We start from the raw sequence: 14887 nt of genomic DNA on the forward strand, positions 1-14887 counted from the left end.
TCCAGGGGCTCCTTAACCACTCACGGGGCCGGAGGCCCTACAGAGAAAAACAGGTATGACAGAAGTCGTCACCGAACGGCGTCAGCAGGATGCTACGACGCACTATCTTGTTGGATCGTCCGGCTCGCTTGACCGCCTCGATCACCGACGGCTGGACCTCGACCACCTGGTACCGGTCGGCCTCGACGGGCTCGCGTGAGAACGCCACCAAACCGAGCCGATGCAGGTTGTTCAGGTACGCGCTGATGCGGTCCAGATGGCGACATCCCGCCAGTTCTCCGATCATCGACAGACCCTCGTCGATCATCTCCGAGCCGACGCCGAACGGCCGCGCCGTACGTACGTCCACGCTCGGTTGCGCACCTGAAGTGGCCAGCAACCGAAGAATTCGAGCTTCGTCCGGCGCGATTTCGTCGAGGATCCGGTCGTAGGCCGGGTGCAGATCGTCGCGATCGGTCACGTCCGCGGAACGGTCCAGCAACCTGTCGCCGCGTGCCCGCAGCGCCGCGAGAGTGGCTTCGACACTCTGTTTGCGATTGGTTCGAGTTGCCATTGCTGCCCGTAGGTTTTCGGTCCGCGAGCCGTCTCCGCTGGAGTTCTCGGCCCGACGTTCGGATTGAACATTGGCCGATTCAGCGGCCTCTGCCGCGGCTTCGGCGGCAGCCTGAACGATCTGCCGCGTCGCCTCCTTCGCCGTTCCGAAAGCCCAACCCGTCAGCTTGATCGACGTGAGCGTCGTCGTGGCAGTCAGCCCGACAAGGCTGCGGATCAGACGCTTTTCGACGGATTCGACCGGCGCGATGTCCGCAGCCCAGTCGTACGATTCCGCTTCGACGATCAGGCGATGGTCGTGCTCACTCATACTCATACTCCGACTCATACTCCGAATATTGCGAGGTGCAGGAAACCGGCAAACGAGCCCAGCACGGCCCCGTGTACGAACAACAGCCACTCGTCCTGTTTGACGGCTGAGCGTAGTAGTTCACTGAAATCTTCCGGTGAAAGGATGCTCATGCGTTCGGTGACGAAGACACGAATCTTCTCCGACTGGCTCTCGGCGAACTCCGCGTCCTCGAAGACCCTTGGGTACAGATCGAGCACTTCGGTGGTGGCCAGGCCGGGCAGACGCTTGTAGCTCTGCGAACCGACGGTCATCTTGACCACCGACTTTGCCCAGCCGGCGGCGTCGTCGACGGATTCGCGCAGTACCTGATCGAGCATCCGCCGCGTTCGGTCCGAGCGGGGACCTTCGAGGAGTTCGGTGCCGATGTTCTCGAGCGTCACGACGTGATCGGCCAGGGTTTTTGCGTACCCGGCGATGATCTCGGTGCGACGTTTCAGGAAAAGTCCCTGCCGCCACGGCACCCAACGGCTGGGGGTGATCGGTTCGAAGATCATCGTGATTCCGAGGTAGTTCACGATGTACCCGATGATCACGCCACCGATGGGAAGCACCCACCACTGCGGAACCAGATGGAGGATTCCGACGAGCACGAAGCCCATCGGGAACCCGAAGTAGAAGCCGAAGTTCTGCATGAACCTGAGCTCTTTGTTGCCCATCGTGCGGAAGATGTCGTTGAGCAGTTTGGGATGCGAGGAGAGGTAGCGGATCACCATCAGCTTCGCGTCGATGAACTCGTCGATGTCCTCTTCGATGCGGTCGGTGATCATGCGCACGCTAGCCGGCAGATCGTCCTCCACCTTGCGGAAGACGGCTTCCTTCACCGACGTCGGAAGGTTGTGCCACAGCTGAGGATTCTCGGCCGTCATGATTCTGGTGACCACGCCGCGCACTTCACTGCGGGAGATGTTCACCAAGTGCTCGGCGATGCTGTCCGGGTCCAGGACGCGATAGAAATCGGCGATGCTGCCGACTTTCGCGAGGGATTTGTCGACGGCGATCGACGCCATCTTCTCCGCCCGCGAGGGGACGATGCCTTGCCAACCGAATCTGCCGTCGCTGGTGATCGCGGGGATCACCTGGACGCGTCGGGGGAGGAACGGGAAGAGCAGTTTGAGGCCGGGCACTTTGATCCCGTGGAAGTTGATCGGCGCAAACAGCATCAGGACGCCCGACCAATTGGTGATGTACCCGATGATTCCGGTGAACAAAGGAATGGTGATCAACTGTTCGAGCAAGTGGTCCGGCACCGTCGCACATCCTCCTCATATCCGAGAACCTCACGTTCGGACATGATTGCCGAAACTTCGCTCTTCGTGGGTGTTTCGTTGGCTACTGCTGCGCCTTCCCAGTTGCGTCAGCATAGAGGCCCGACAATTCGGGCTGTAGGTGGGTAGGAAGTTGATGTAACCTCACGTACATGGTCAGTATTGCGCACAACACGACGACGCCGGTTCTCTTCCGGCGCATCGTTTAGCAACTGCTGACCGAACCCTTTCAGCCCCGGGAGTTATCGCCCCGGGGCTTTCCTGTTTCGTCGCTCCGTGTGCGTCTCCCCTTGAACGATTTGGAGAGCTCTCATGAGCGTTGACCACCGCGAACTCGGGCGCGACCTGGAGTTTTTCGCCACCACCCCCATAGTCGGAGCCGGCCTTCCGCTCTGGTTACCGGACGGCGCCGTCATCAGGAACGAACTCGAAAAGTTCGCCGCCGAACAAGCAGCGCGCTCCGGTTGCCGGGGTGTCTATACCCCCGTTATGGCGAAGAAAGAGTTGTACGAAAGATCTGGTCATTGGTCCAAGTTCTCGGAAGACATGTTCCCCGAAATGAAGATAGGCGGAGAGTCATTTCTCCTTCGTCCGGCTAACTGTCCTCATCACGCTCAGGTATTCGCCGCTCGCGGTCGTAGTTATCGCGAGCTACCTTTCCGCGTTCGTGAACTCGGCTCGATGTTCCGTAGCGAACTCTCCGGAGTTCTCAGCGGATTGAGTCGAGTCCGACAGATCAATCTCGACGACGCACATGTCTTCTGTAGTCGTGAACAAGTGCAAGTGGAAGTGATCGTCGCGCTCGACGCGATCGAGCGCTGCTACTCGACTCTGGGGATTGCCGAACGGGGGTACCGACTCTCGATCAGAGGGGGAGAGGGGCAGTACCTCGGCACCGACGAGCACTGGGCGGACGCCGAGGATCACCTTCGCGAGGCGCTGAATGCACGCTCGATCGAGTACGTGGAAGCGAAGGGGGAGGCAGCGTTCTACGGTCCCAAGATCGACGTCCAGGTGCGAGACGCGCACGGCCGCGAGGAAACACTCTCGACCGTGCAACTCGACTTCAATCAACCGGAGCGGTTCGACCTCGAGTACACCGCTGAGGACGGATCCAAGGCTCGCCCCGTCATGATCCATCGGGGCTTGCTCGGGTCGATGGAACGCATGACTGCGCTTTTGATCGAAAGGTTCGAAGGGCGGATGCCGCCGTGGCTGGCACCCAACCAAGTCTCGATTCTGCCCGTCGGCGACCGGCACCAGGTTGAGGCCGAGCGTTTGCGGGCCGATCTCGAGGCTCGCGATGTTCGAGTGGCGATCGCGCCTGACGGATCGTTGGGACGTCGCATCCGCGAGGCACGCACTCACCGTGACCCGTACATCGCGGTGATCGGGGACAACGAGGTGCACGGCGGCACCGTCGACGTTCTGGTCCCTGCGCGTGGTGGGCGGGCGGTCGTCGATGCGAGTGTGTTTGTCGCTCAGGTGGTCTCGGGCATCGAGGAGCGTGCCCTGCTTCCGGCAGACTTCTAGCCGACGGGTAGTTCGTGGAGCGCGCGCACCAGTGGCGCGAGTTCGGGTGTTTTGCATGCCTCGTCGAGTGCGGCCTCGAGGGTGGCGTCGTGCGTCGGCCGTGCGCTTTCGAGAAGCTCGCGGCCGGCCGGCGTCAGTTCGGTGTAGATGCCTCGGCGGTCGTCGGCGCACAGGATGCGCGTCAGTAGTCCTCGATCTTCGAGTCGATTGACCAAGCGCGTCGTGGCGCTGCTGCTCAGTGCGGCAGCGCGAGCCAACTGGGCCATCCGCATGTGCCAGCCGTCCTGGCGGCTCAAAGCGTCGAGCACGGTGTATTCGACGACGGACAGTTTGTGCTCACGCTGGAGCGCGCGTTCCAGTTCGGTGTCGAGGGCGCCGTGCAGTGCTGCGAGCGTGCGCCACCCTTGCGAACGGATTTCGACGGCGTCGTCGGCGATCCCCATGTGATTCTCCTTGTCCGTTTCCTGCGACTCCAGGTTACCAGCTTGCGCATGTAGCGCGCGCGTGCAACTATTTATAGCGCGCCTGCAACTACTGCACACGCCCGCTAACGGCTTACGCGTAAATCTGTGAAAGGAACATCGAGATGCCATTGGGTCTCATTGCCCTCGCTATGGGCGGGTTCGGGATCGGCCTCACCGAATTTGTCATCATGGGCCTCCTGCCCGAGGTCTCGGCTGATTTCGAGGTCACCGAGTCCGTCGCGGGCTACCTGATCTCGGGCTACGCACTGTCGGTGGCGATCGGCGCGATCCTCCTGACCGCTGCCGTCACCCGCTTCGAGCGCAAGAAGGTCCTTCTCTCGCTCATGGTGCTGTTCATCATCGGCAACCTGATGTCCGCGCTCGCGCCCTCCTACGAGGTCATGATGGGCGGACGCATCGTCGCGGCACTGTGCCACGGTGCGTTCTTCGGGATCGGTTCGGTGGTTGCCGCCGATATGGTCGCGCCCAACAAGCGTGCTGGCGCCATCGCGATGATGTTCGCGGGCCTGACCATCGCCAACGTTCTCGGCGTTCCGTTCGGCACTCTGCTGGGCCAGCAACTCGGATGGCGCTCGACGTTCTGGGCCATCACCGTTATCGGCGTCATCGCGCTCATCGGAATTGCAGCACTCGTCCCGACGACGCCCGCCAGCACGACCGGCGGCGGATTGCGCGGAGAGTTGGGGGCATTCCGCAACAAGCAGGTATGGCTCTCGATCGCCATCACCATCCTCGGCTACGGCGGAATGTTCGGAGCGTTCACCTACATCGCCTTCACCCTCACCGAGGTCACCGGCTTCGCGACGTCCAGCGTTCCGTGGCTGCTCATCCTCTTCGGCTCGGGCCTGTTCGTCGGTAACTTCCTCGGTGCCAAGGCGGCCGACCGCTCGCTGACGAAGGCGCTGGTCTGGATTCTCGCGATCCTGACCGTCGTTCTGATCGTGTTCGCCGCTACCGCCGAGAGCAAGGTCATGACCGTGATCTCGCTGTTCTTCATGGGCGCCTTCGGTTTTGCGACGGTTCCAGGTCTGCAGATGCGGATCATGAACTACGCGTCGGCCGCACCGACCATGGCATCGGGTGCAAATATTGCCGCCTTCAACGTCGGCAACGCGCTCGGGGCATGGCTGGGCGGAATCACCATCGCCGCGGGACTCGGCTTCACCTCCCCGATCTGGATGGGGGCGGCGGTCACCGTCGCCGGTCTGCTGGTCCTGATCGTCGCGGCGAAGATCGACCGCCCGGCAGCGTCAGAGCAGTCGACGTCGAGCACCTCGCTGCACCCGACCGCCGCCTGAACCTGGCCATTGCGCTCTGACCCCATCGCGTGAACGTATCGCTCCCCTTGTCCAACAAGGGGAGCGATACGTTCACGCGGGTCAGGTGAGGCGGAATTCGGCGGTCACCCCGGAGAAGGGCGAAATCGCGCCGCTACCCCGAGCCTTCGACGCACCGAAGTGTTGGACTCGATACGTACCCGCCGGAGTATCGGCCGGAACATCCCACGTGATGCGAACGACGGAACCGTTGCTCCCGACCCGGCGCCAGTGCAGTTTGGTGGACCAGTCGTTGTCGTCGGCGACCCGTGTCCAGGATCCGCCGGTATTTCGCTGGATCTCGTAGAAGGTCCCGTTTCGGTGAGTGTCGTTCTTGGGGTGGCCGGTGACGAACTCGACGGCAACCTGCGCACCCGGTGAGCTGTCGCCGGGCTGGACGGTCGCATCGCCGAATTGTGTTCCCGGCAAGGGCTCGTCGAAGTCGACGCCAGGTCCGAAGCTGGGTTGGAACCCGGACAGGTCGGCCGGCGCGGGGCCGCGAGGAGGTTCGGTGCCGTCGCGCATCGCGGCTGCGAGAGCGGCGTACCCCTGTTGATAGGCCGGCAGTGTGTAACGGCCGAACATCGTCGAGCCGCCCTCGTACTGCTGCGAATCGTATTCCTGTGGCGTGGTGCAGTAGCTCGAGTACGAGTTCGCGTAGCCCTGGAAGATGACGTTCTCGAGCGGAACTCCAAGCTCCTCGGCGACGGTTCGACGCACTCGTAATCCGGAGACGATGGTGAATTCCGCAGGGCCACCGACGATGTAGAACTGGCCGATCCGCAGGATTTGGATCTTGAGTACGTTCGGCACCCATCCGCCCGGTGGCAGCAGGCCGACCGGAACGACTACGAGCTTGGGGGCCTGTGCATCCTGAAGCCATTGAGGCACAGGAGCATCCATGCCGCCCAAGGCGTCGATCATGGGGTTTCGGGTGCCCTCGGGGAAGATCGGAATTGCCGGCCCGTCCTCGACGCTTCCGGCGCTCATTGCCGCACCGATCGCTGCCGGTGCAGTGCGGTGCTCGCGCCCGTCCGGGGTGAATCTTCCGCTCACCACCTGATTTGCCATGTCCAGGTACATGATCCGACTGTCGACACCACCAGTGACGGTTTCGGAGGCCGAGCCGAAGGCAGTTTGAGCCGCCGCAACCTGGCGCAGCCCGATGATGCGTGCATTCTCGAATTCGTCCTCGGTCGGTCCGCGTCCGGGCTCGAGGAAGAGGTTCGGTGACATGTCGCCGCTGTTGGTCTGCGGAAAAGCGGCAATGAAGCTGGTGTCGCCGTCGAGGTAACGCACACCCCGGTCGTCGTGCTCCCAGAAGTACGCCGCGGCGCCCTTGTTGTCCCCGGAGATGAGATGGTTCTCGTTCGTGAGCGAGGCGCAGTGGGTGGCGAACCAGTTGATCGCCCCGATGTCCTTGCTGCCCCGACTGATCCGCATGACACGCATGTGGTGATCGTTGCCACCGGGGTAATAGGCCTTGTCCTCTTCGGGATTGAGGTCGAACGCCACTCGCGATCGGTTGACGCTGGCATCGGTGAGATCGGACCGCCCGAAACGGACGGAGCCCGGCGCCAGGTTCTCGTGGGCAGCGCTGATCGCCTCGACCATGCCGTTGACCTCGGCTTCGAACACCTGCAGTTCGAAGCCGAGAACTGCGAGGTTGTACGCGTAGTTGTGCGAGGCCCCACCACATGCCGCGTGTGAATGGATGGCCGTCAACATGACGTTGCGTTCGGTGTAGATTTCGCCGAATTTCCCAGCCAGCCGGCGTAGGACCTCGTCGTGAACGGACTGGAAGATCATGCAGTTGTCGACGCACACGTAGGCGACCCGTGACCCGCCGGACTCGAAGATGAAGGCGCGTGCGCGCATTCGCTGGTGCAGGCCTTCGGCGCGTTGGTCGAAGCTCGAGTAGCCCATCATGCCGACTTCGGCGACCGGTCCGGTCACGTCGGAAATTCCGACGCCCACCTGCAGTGACGCCGACGACTTGTCGGTGCGTGCGGATGAAACGGTGCGTGCCGGCGAAGCTGCGACGGCGTGGTTCGTCGACAGAGCGGCGAGCGCAGGTGCGGCGGCAGCGCCTGCCAGTACGGTGCGTCGGGTGATCTGCACGAGTGTCCTTTCGGGCGGTCTGACGCGAGTTGGTCAACCGTCCAGGAGTGTAGCCCGAGTCACACGTGACCGAAAGGGGCGCCGTCGGCCGACACTCAGATCGTTGTCGCCTCCCCGAACGTCATCGCCAGGTTTTTGATGGTCGTGGTCATCAGGGCCCGGCGGGGGAGTCCCAGTTTCCGAAGCTCCGCCGCCATCGGGTGACTACCCAGCTGAACCTCTGCTCCACCAGGGCGCGATTTGACGCCGGTCGGCGCCATGTCCCACGACGTGCACCTGGTTGCGCCGTCGAGATGCGAGTACGCGGCCAACGACATGTTGGCTCCGCCGCCAGGCACGCTGACGCCGGACTTCACACTCAACTGTGTGATGAGTTTGCCGTCGCGCGAGACGGATCCGCGCTTGACCGAGCCGACGTGCTCGGTGTCGAACTCGGCGAGCACCTTCGGGAATCCCCAGATTTCCCGGCCGGCGGCCTTGGTGAACTCTCCGTCCACCGGCAACTCGTGAATGAGTGCCCCTGCAGTTCCGGCAGCGAGCGAACGTAGATCTCCCAGCACCGAGGTTTCGGGAGGCGCAGTGTGGCTGCGCACCATGTACGTCACCCCGAATTCGTTGTACGGCCCTAGATCCCCATCGATGTAGTCGACAAAAACCAGGCCGCACAGCGCCCGGCCGGGACGGTATTGGAGGACGGTCAAGCCGGTGTAATCGATGATCGACTGCGCCGTTGCGCTGGGTACCGAGTACAACGCCATGAAGGCCGACGCGGTGCGAACTTCGACGGGCATCTCGACCTTCTTGCCCAGAATCGTGTAGCTCATGGCGCGACCACCCCGCGGAGTCCGTCGGATCCGTAGACGGGTTCGAGCATCGAGCGGAAATCCGGTCCGCGGCGCAGCATTTGGCCTCCGTCGACGTTGATGATCTGCCCGGTGATCCAGGTGGACTGCGGTCCGAGGAGGAAGGAAGCGAGTCCGGCGACGTCCTCGACCTCGCCGACGCGTTCGAGCGGAGTGTTGGCCAGGTAATCGTCCAGGATGGGGCCACCGTCGGTGATGAGCGCGACCAGATCCGTTCGGGTCAGACCCGGCCGGATCGCATTGACACGAATGTTGCTGGCGCCCAGTTCGTCTGCCGCCAATTGCACCAGGTGGTCGACGCCGGACTTCGAGACGCCGTACGCGCCGAACCAGCGATGTGTGTTGCTGCTGGCGATCGACGAGATCGCGACGATGGATCCACCGCCGCCTGCCGCCAGCGCCCGCGCGCCGTGCTTGATCGTCAGCATGGTCCCCGTGACGTTGAGGTCGACGGTGCGGCGCCACGCGTCGACGTCGAGTTGCGTGACCGGTGCGATGGTTTCGTTCCCGCCGGCGCAGGCCACGACTCCGTCGAGCTTTCCGGTGACGGAGACCGCCGCGGCAACAGCGGCGACGACGTCTGCCTCGATCGTGACGTCGGTAGGGGAGACGCTGACCGATCCTTCCGGACTCGACTGCCGGATCGATTCGGCGGCAGCTTCGAGTTTCTCCTTGTTGCGTCCGCAGATCGTGACGTGAGCGCCAGACGCAACCAGCGAACGAGCGATGCCCAGACCGATGCCACTACCGCCGCCGGTCACCAGTATCGATGTGCCGGTGAAAGTGGGTATGCCCGCTGAGGCGGTGTCGTCGTCCATGTGTGTCTCCTGGTCGTTGCTCCGGCGGGCTCGCGTGCTGATTCTGGAGGTTTTCCGGTTCGGCTTCGGTGAAAACGCCCCACGCTATATAGGAACAGGTTCTACTTATTGTGGCAAGGGTTGTGCGAGAGGTGGAGTGATGGCTACCAGACCGACCTTCGATTTGATCGACGGACGCTTCTACAGCGGAGACCTCGGGAATGTGCGCGACGCATACGCCTGGATGCGTGATCACGAGCCCGTGTACCGAGACGACGCCAACGGAATCACCGCGGCCGCGAGCTACGACGCCGTCGTCGCAGCCGAGCGGGATCCCGAACTGTTCTCCAACGCCGGCGGCATCCGCCCCGAAACGGGTCCGTTGCCGCAGATGATCGACATGGACGACCCGCAGCACCTCACGCGTCGACGCTTGGTCAACGTGGGTTTCACACGTAAGAAGGTCGAAGCCAAGGCCGGCCGTATCCGGGAGATCTGCGATCAACTGATCGACGCCGTCTGTGAGAAAGGAGAAGCCGACTTCGTCGCAGACCTGGCCGCACCACTTCCCATGGCCGTCATCGGCGACATGTTGGGTGTCCGTCCCGAGGAACGCGCGTTGTTTCTGCGGTGGTCGGATGATCTGGTGAAGGCATTGGGAAGCAACGCTTCCCAGGAGCAACTGCAGGCCATGATGGCTGCGTATGTCGACTTCACCGCGTACATGATGCGAACCATTGCCGAGCGGAGGAGCGAGCCGGCCGACGATTTGGTGAGCACATTGATTCACAGTGCGGTCGACGGCGAGGCCCTCTCCGATCAGGAAATCGTCAACGAGTCCCTACTGATACTCATCGGCGGTGACGAGACCACACGGCACGTCCTGAGCGGCGGCATGGAGCAGCTGCTGCGCCATCCGGACCAGCATCGAGCGCTGGCCGACGATCCCGATGCCATTCCCTTGGCAATGGAGGAGATGTTGCGGTGGTCCTCGCCGATCAAGAACATGGCTCGAACTCTGACCCGTGATACCGATTTCTTCGGTGCGCAACTGAAGGCGGGTGAGAAGATGCTGCTGCTCTTCGAATCGGCAAATTTCGACGAGTCCGTGTTCCTGAACGCCGAACGGTTCGATATCGGCCGCACACCGAATCCACACGTGGCCTTCGGCTTCGGAACGCATTTCTGTCTGGGTAATCAGCTGGCCAGGCTCGAGGGACGGATCATGTTCGAGCAACTCTTCGCCAGGCTGCCGGGAATGGCACTTGCCACCGACGCGCCGTTGCAGCGGCGTGCCGCCAACTTCGTGTCCGGTCTCGAATCGATGCCGGTGCGGTTTACCGCTTCGGCGCCGTCAGCCGGGTAGTTGGCAGTTGGGAGGCGCAGCATCTTCGGAGAGGGGGCTGCCCGCCGGATTGACGTAGACGACCTCGAGTACCAATGGTGTTGTCTGCGAGTTGTTTCCGATGTGCACATGATCTGAACCGCTCGGTTCGATCAAAGTATTTCCGGCGCTGTAGATCCCGTCGACGGAGCAATCGGATCGGTAGTGGCTCAACGTGCCCTGCGCGATCAGTGCGTAGAGCGTCCCGTCGTGGAAGTGCCAACCGGTGGAACCGCCGGGGTCGATGGTGATCTGACGCAGGATGTAGTCCTTGCCGTCGAAAGTCACCTGCCCGAGAATTTCACCGTGTACTCCCGTGCTCGGTGTTGCCGACGCATTGATCGGCGTCAGAGACAGCCCGATCGCTGCGGACACTGCAAGCAGAACCTGATGGCGTTTACGCATGAGCGGCCCTCCCAGACGGATGTGCTCCTGAGTGTCCTCCGTCGATGCCCGGTTTATCCCAGTTTTCGTGGATCCAGCACTGCGAAGGCAGAGGTATGCCCTTGAGAGGCGGTTACGCTCGTGCCATGCGGCAAGTCGCGACGAGGCGCCGGAGCCAGCCGCCGCCTGCGCGCTTCATGTTCGAGGCATTGATCGATCCGTACCGCCAACCCGCCCGGCACTGGCTGGAACTTCTCGAGAGCGAGATCGCACCGGAGATCGTCAGGGCTGAAGAACCGGGGCTGGTGATCTGGTCGTCGATCTGGCCGGACCGCCCCGACGCCGTCATCCGATTCGACATCGAGGCGGTCGGAAACAGCACGATGCTGCGTTGGACGCTCTTCCTCGAAGATCCCATACCGTCCGAGGCAGAGGTTGTCAGGATGCGAAAGCGGCTCAATACATTGATCAATGCGAATCTGAGGTCGATCTTCGGCTGACGTGGCGGTCAGATCGTCAGACCACCGGAAGAAGAAACCATGTCGGGCCCGTTCATCGCACTGTGAAGCTGCAAGGAAGCTCAAATTCATCCGTGTATTGGCAGTTCCTCCCACAACGGGAACACTGCCTCTACCGTCGACGGTATGGACCATCGTGCACAAGTATCTGAGTTCCTGCGCACTCGCAGGGACCGGATCAAGCCGGAACAGGCGGGGATTATCGGAGGCGGTCGTCGCCGGGTGTCCGGACTGCGCCGAGAAGAAGTCGCTTTTCTTGCTGGTGTAAGCGTGGAGTACTACGCCCGGATGGAGCGCGGCGACCTGGCCGGTGTTTCTTCGGAAGTTCTCGACAGCATCGCCAAAGCCCTTCAGCTCGACGACGCCGAGATCGACCATCTGGCTGACCTTGCTCGTGCCGCTGGACCCCCACCGCCGCGCCGACGCACCCGGCCCGGAGAGCAGACCGTAAAACCCACCTTGCAGCGTTTCCTGGATTCGGTGACGGGCGCGCCGATGTGGGTGCGGGATCAGCGCATGGACTTCGTTGCCGCAAACTCACTTGGGCGGGCGCTGTACGCGCCCCTCTTCGATGACCCGGCCAACCAGGGAAACTCCGCCCGATTCACCTTTCTCGATCCTGCGGCGCAAACCTTCTTCCCCGACTGGGAGCGCAATGCCGACGACATCGTCGCGACGCTCCGCATCTACGCCGGGCAGAATCCGCTCGATCGGCGGTTGACCGATCTGATTGGCGAACTCGTCACGCGCAGTGAGACTTTCCGGCGCAGGTGGGCAGCTCACAATGTTCGCCACCATCGGGCGGGGATCAAACGTATCCACCATCCTGCGGTCGGCGATCTCGAATTGTCCTACGAAGCGATGGGCCTTCCGGCGAATCCGGAGTGGTTCATGTTCGCCTACACCGCTGAACCTGGCAGCGCCTCCGAAGACCGTCTCAAGCTCCTCGGCAGTCTCGCTGCCACGACACCACCGAAAACAGACGTAAGGAAATGAGCATGAATCTCACTTTGAACAACGGAATCGAAATGCCCGCTCTGGGTTTCGGAGTCTTCCAGACCCCGCCGGAGACCACATCGTCGTCCGTAGCCGCGGCGCTGCGCGTCGGTTACCGACTGATCGACACCGCGGCTTCCTACTTCAACGAACGAGAGGTGGGTGAAGGAATCCGTCGCAGTGGGTTGGATCGGTCGGAAGTGTTCATCGAGACGAAGCTCTGGATCAGTGACTACGGCTATGACGAGGCTCTGCATGCGTTCGACAAGAGCGCGGGCAAGCTTGGTGTCGAACAAATCGACCTGCTCTTGCTGCATCAGCCCCTCACCACCGATTTCGGGAGGACGGTCGGCGCCTACAAGGCGCTCGAGACGCTGCTGACGGATGGAAGGGTTCGCGCGATCGGTGTCAGTAATTTCATGCCAGGCGACCTCGCAGTGCTTCTCGAACAGACCGATGTGGTGCCTGCGGTGAATCAAGTCGAGGTGCATCCCTACTTCACTCAGCCAGAGGTGCAGAAGGCGAATGCGGAGCACGGCGTGCTTACCCAAGCTTGGTCACCGATGGGAGGGATCACCAGCTACCGAGGCGACAGCGACAGGTCGACGTTCAATGATCCGGTGATCGGCGAGATTGCAGACGTTCATGGCAAGACTCCCGCGCAGGTCATGTTGCGCTGGCATGTGCAGGAGGGGCGGTCGGCCATCCCCAAGTCCGTCAACCCGGAGCGGATCGCGTCGAACTTCGATGTGTTCGACTTCGAACTCAGCACCGCCCAACTCGGTGCAATCGACGCGCTCAACACTGGCGTGCGCGGCGGTCCCGACCCGGTTTCGGTGACCCTCGAGGCGTTCCACCGGGACATCCCTGAGGCCTGAACGGACGAGACGGATGGACCCCAGGTCTCGGGGCCAGAAGTGAAAAGGGCGGACGCTCGATCGGTGTTTCGGTTCAAAGCAATCGGCACCGACTGGGCGATCACAACCGAGAACCCGGTGCTGGATGGGTTGCGACAAAGGATCGGCGCGCTCACCGAAGACTTCGACCACGTCTGGTCCCGATTCCGCGCGGACTCGCTTATCACCCGGATTGCGCACGCCGAAAACGGCGGACAGTACGAGTTCCCTGAGTGTGACGTAGCGCTATTCGAACTGTACGACCGGCTGGTTGCCGCGACGGGCGGCGCGGTGGATCCGCTCGTCGGACGCGATCTCGAACTGCTCGGTTATGACGCCGATTACACACTGGCGCCTGACGAGGTCGGGATCGCTCGACGCCAGCGCAGGGAGTATTGGCTTTCGGATATCGACCGGACTGAGTCCACGATTACCACCGTTCGTCCGGTGGTGATCGACGTCGGTGCGGCGGGCAAGGGACACTTGGTCGATCTCATCGCCCAGACGCTGCTGGATGTCGGTATCGGAGCATTCCTCGTCGACGGGAGTGGCGATCTGCGACACTGCGGACCGGAACCGCTCACCGTCGGCCTGGCACATCCTTCTTTGCCAGGGAGAGTCATTGGCACCGTTCCCCTTCGGAACGCAGCACTGTGTGCCTCGGCCACCACCCGGCGTGCCTGGGGGAAGGGGCTGCACCACGTCCTCGACGGACGGACTCGGCAACCTGTTACCGACGTTATCGCAACCTGGGTGATGGCCGCTGACGCTGCGACCGCCGACGGGCTGGCGACCGCATTGTTTGTCAGTGCCCCAGAGTCCTTGCGTTCCTTCGAGTTCAGCTGGGTGCGCATGCTTGCCGACGGCAGAGTGCAATGGTCGAACGACTTCGCCGGAGAGCTCTTCCTCTGACATACCGGCGTGTACCGAAACTCAGCTCACAGTCATCAGAAAGGGGAACTATGAAGTCTCACAACTTTGTTCGCGCGACCTTTGTCGCGGCCGCATCGCTGACCGTGTTGTTGCATGTTGTCGGGTGCAGCAATCCCGGCACCACCACGCCGTCGAACGGTACGGGCTCTCGCATCGCCGAAACGGACTCGCGCAGTAACGAATACGAAGACGGCACTTTTACCGAGAGGGGTATTTACGGTGGCGCGCCGTCGTACATGACCATCACGGTCACGCTCAGTGACGACACGATCAGCGATGTCGCCGTCGAACCGATGCCGGAGAACAACGACACTTCTCGCGGCTACCAGGAGCGGTTCGCTGCCGCTGTACCGGAAGCGGTGATCGGTAAGAGCCTCGATGAGGCGGAGGTCGGCGTTCTGGCCGGCGCCAGCGGTTGCGCCGATGGTTTCAACGACGCCATCGCGAAGATTCGTGAACAGGCGCGCGTGCCCGAGTAGGAAGGGGTGACTG

15 protein-coding genes are annotated in these 14887 nt (G+C 62.3%); 8 read left to right on the plus strand and 7 right to left on the minus strand.

Translation table 11 applies throughout. The features are described 5' to 3' along the window. Window positions 1-37 precede the first annotated feature (37 nt). Together AC3WQS_RS11165 and AC3WQS_RS11170 are read right to left on the minus strand one after the other, a co-directional pair. On the minus strand, window positions 38-862 hold the full coding sequence (locus tag AC3WQS_RS11165; protein ID WP_037125407.1) for an Abi-alpha family protein: 825 nt from the start codon (window positions 860-862) through the stop codon (window positions 38-40). Between the two features lie 14 nt (window positions 863-876). Next, window positions 877-2151: a DUF445 domain-containing protein gene (locus AC3WQS_RS11170; protein WP_019746908.1), complete on the minus strand. Its 1275-nt coding sequence runs from the start codon at window positions 2149-2151 to the stop codon at window positions 877-879. A gap of 330 nt (window positions 2152-2481) precedes the next feature. Between AC3WQS_RS11170 and thrS the strand changes: the two genes are divergently transcribed. After that, window positions 2482-3702 (plus strand): threonine--tRNA ligase, encoded by a 1221-nt coding sequence (thrS, locus tag AC3WQS_RS11175; protein WP_492712724.1) that lies wholly within the window; start codon window positions 2482-2484, stop codon window positions 3700-3702. Here thrS and AC3WQS_RS11180 read toward each other — a convergent pair. Continuing rightward, the gene (locus AC3WQS_RS11180) at window positions 3699-4145 is read right to left on the minus strand and encodes a MarR family winged helix-turn-helix transcriptional regulator (RefSeq protein ID WP_003945852.1); all 447 of its coding nucleotides are present in this window, start codon (window positions 4143-4145) and stop codon (window positions 3699-3701) included. The two genes, thrS and AC3WQS_RS11180, sit on opposite strands and share 4 nt — an antisense overlap. Before the next feature lie 143 nt (window positions 4146-4288). Between AC3WQS_RS11180 and AC3WQS_RS11185 the strand changes: the two genes are divergently transcribed. Next, on the plus strand, window positions 4289-5485 hold the full coding sequence (locus AC3WQS_RS11185) for an MFS transporter (protein WP_020968434.1): 1197 nt from the start codon (window positions 4289-4291) through the stop codon (window positions 5483-5485). 81 nt (window positions 5486-5566) lie between these two features. On the opposite strand, the gene AC3WQS_RS11190 is transcribed toward AC3WQS_RS11185, so the two are convergent. The 3 genes from AC3WQS_RS11190 to AC3WQS_RS11200 all read right to left on the minus strand — a co-directional run bounded on the left by AC3WQS_RS11190 (window position 5567) and on the right by AC3WQS_RS11200 (window position 9305). Next, window positions 5567-7624 carry a neutral/alkaline ceramidase gene (locus tag AC3WQS_RS11190; RefSeq protein WP_408988878.1) on the minus strand — a complete coding sequence of 686 codons (2058 nt, stop codon included), beginning with the start codon at window positions 7622-7624 and terminating at the stop codon, window positions 5567-5569. 95 nt (window positions 7625-7719) lie between these two features. Then, window positions 7720-8448 carry an acetoacetate decarboxylase family protein gene (locus tag AC3WQS_RS11195; RefSeq protein ID WP_007734116.1) on the minus strand — a complete coding sequence of 243 codons (729 nt, stop codon included), beginning with the start codon at window positions 8446-8448 and terminating at the stop codon, window positions 7720-7722. After that, window positions 8445-9305: an SDR family oxidoreductase gene (locus AC3WQS_RS11200; RefSeq protein ID WP_336505094.1), complete on the minus strand. Its 861-nt coding sequence runs from the start codon at window positions 9303-9305 to the stop codon at window positions 8445-8447. The genes AC3WQS_RS11195 and AC3WQS_RS11200 overlap by 4 nt, the downstream gene beginning before the upstream one ends. 139 nt (window positions 9306-9444) lie before the next feature. Between AC3WQS_RS11200 and AC3WQS_RS11205 the strand changes: the two genes are divergently transcribed. After that, a complete protein-coding gene (locus tag AC3WQS_RS11205) occupies window positions 9445-10650 on the plus strand; it encodes a cytochrome P450 (RefSeq protein WP_492712725.1) in 1206 nt (401 codons plus the stop codon). On the opposite strand, the gene AC3WQS_RS11210 is transcribed toward AC3WQS_RS11205, so the two are convergent. After that, window positions 10639-11073, minus strand: coding sequence for a cupin domain-containing protein (locus AC3WQS_RS11210; RefSeq protein WP_003945598.1), 435 nt, complete (start codon window positions 11071-11073; stop codon window positions 10639-10641). The two genes, AC3WQS_RS11205 and AC3WQS_RS11210, sit on opposite strands and share 12 nt — an antisense overlap. A gap of 125 nt (window positions 11074-11198) precedes the next feature. Here AC3WQS_RS11210 and AC3WQS_RS11215 point away from each other — a divergent pair, with 125 nt between their 5' ends. From AC3WQS_RS11215 to AC3WQS_RS11235, 5 genes are all read left to right on the plus strand, one after another. Continuing rightward, window positions 11199-11552, plus strand: coding sequence for a hypothetical protein (locus AC3WQS_RS11215; RefSeq protein ID WP_041814655.1), 354 nt, complete (start codon window positions 11199-11201; stop codon window positions 11550-11552). Between the two features lie 144 nt (window positions 11553-11696). Further along, the gene (locus AC3WQS_RS11220) at window positions 11697-12566 is read left to right on the plus strand and encodes a helix-turn-helix domain-containing protein (RefSeq protein WP_020906174.1); all 870 of its coding nucleotides are present in this window, start codon (window positions 11697-11699) and stop codon (window positions 12564-12566) included. Further along, window positions 12563-13444 (plus strand): aldo/keto reductase, encoded by an 882-nt coding sequence (locus AC3WQS_RS11225; protein ID WP_020906175.1) that lies wholly within the window; start codon window positions 12563-12565, stop codon window positions 13442-13444. The genes AC3WQS_RS11220 and AC3WQS_RS11225 overlap by 4 nt, the downstream gene beginning before the upstream one ends. 63 nt (window positions 13445-13507) lie before the next feature. Then, the gene (locus tag AC3WQS_RS11230) at window positions 13508-14374 is read left to right on the plus strand and encodes an FAD:protein FMN transferase (RefSeq protein ID WP_060938431.1); all 867 of its coding nucleotides are present in this window, start codon (window positions 13508-13510) and stop codon (window positions 14372-14374) included. Window positions 14375-14424: 50 nt separating this feature from the next. Further along, entirely contained in the window at window positions 14425-14874 is a 450-nt protein-coding gene (locus AC3WQS_RS11235; protein ID WP_020906177.1) for an FMN-binding protein, read from the plus strand. The last annotated feature ends 13 nt before the right edge of the window (window positions 14875-14887 follow it).

The organism is Rhodococcus sp. FW305-130 (assembly GCF_058788335.1).

Bases quoted from the DNA above. Each gene is read 5' to 3' on its own strand.
- AC3WQS_RS11215 (WP_041814655.1), top strand. From the start codon at position 11,199: ATGCGGCAAGTCGCGACGAGGCGCCGGAGCCAGCCGCCGCCTGCGCGC.
- AC3WQS_RS11180 (WP_003945852.1), bottom strand. From the start codon at position 4,145: ATGGGGATCGCCGACGACGCCGTCGAAATCCGTTCGCAAGGGTGGCGC.
- AC3WQS_RS11205 (WP_492712725.1), top strand. From the start codon at position 9,445: ATGGCTACCAGACCGACCTTCGATTTGATCGACGGACGCTTCTACAGC.
- AC3WQS_RS11235 (WP_020906177.1), top strand. From the start codon at position 14,425: ATGAAGTCTCACAACTTTGTTCGCGCGACCTTTGTCGCGGCCGCATCG.
- AC3WQS_RS11225 (WP_020906175.1), top strand. From the start codon at position 12,563: ATGAGCATGAATCTCACTTTGAACAACGGAATCGAAATGCCCGCTCTG.
- thrS (WP_492712724.1), top strand. From the start codon at position 2,482: ATGAGCGTTGACCACCGCGAACTCGGGCGCGACCTGGAGTTTTTCGCC.
- AC3WQS_RS11185 (WP_020968434.1), top strand. From the start codon at position 4,289: ATGCCATTGGGTCTCATTGCCCTCGCTATGGGCGGGTTCGGGATCGGC.
- AC3WQS_RS11165 (WP_037125407.1), bottom strand. From the start codon at position 862: ATGAGTGAGCACGACCATCGCCTGATCGTCGAAGCGGAATCGTACGAC.
- AC3WQS_RS11220 (WP_020906174.1), top strand. From the start codon at position 11,697: ATGGACCATCGTGCACAAGTATCTGAGTTCCTGCGCACTCGCAGGGAC.
- AC3WQS_RS11195 (WP_007734116.1), bottom strand. From the start codon at position 8,448: ATGAGCTACACGATTCTGGGCAAGAAGGTCGAGATGCCCGTCGAAGTT.
- AC3WQS_RS11200 (WP_336505094.1), bottom strand. From the start codon at position 9,305: ATGGACGACGACACCGCCTCAGCGGGCATACCCACTTTCACCGGCACA.
- AC3WQS_RS11210 (WP_003945598.1), bottom strand. From the start codon at position 11,073: ATGCGTAAACGCCATCAGGTTCTGCTTGCAGTGTCCGCAGCGATCGGG.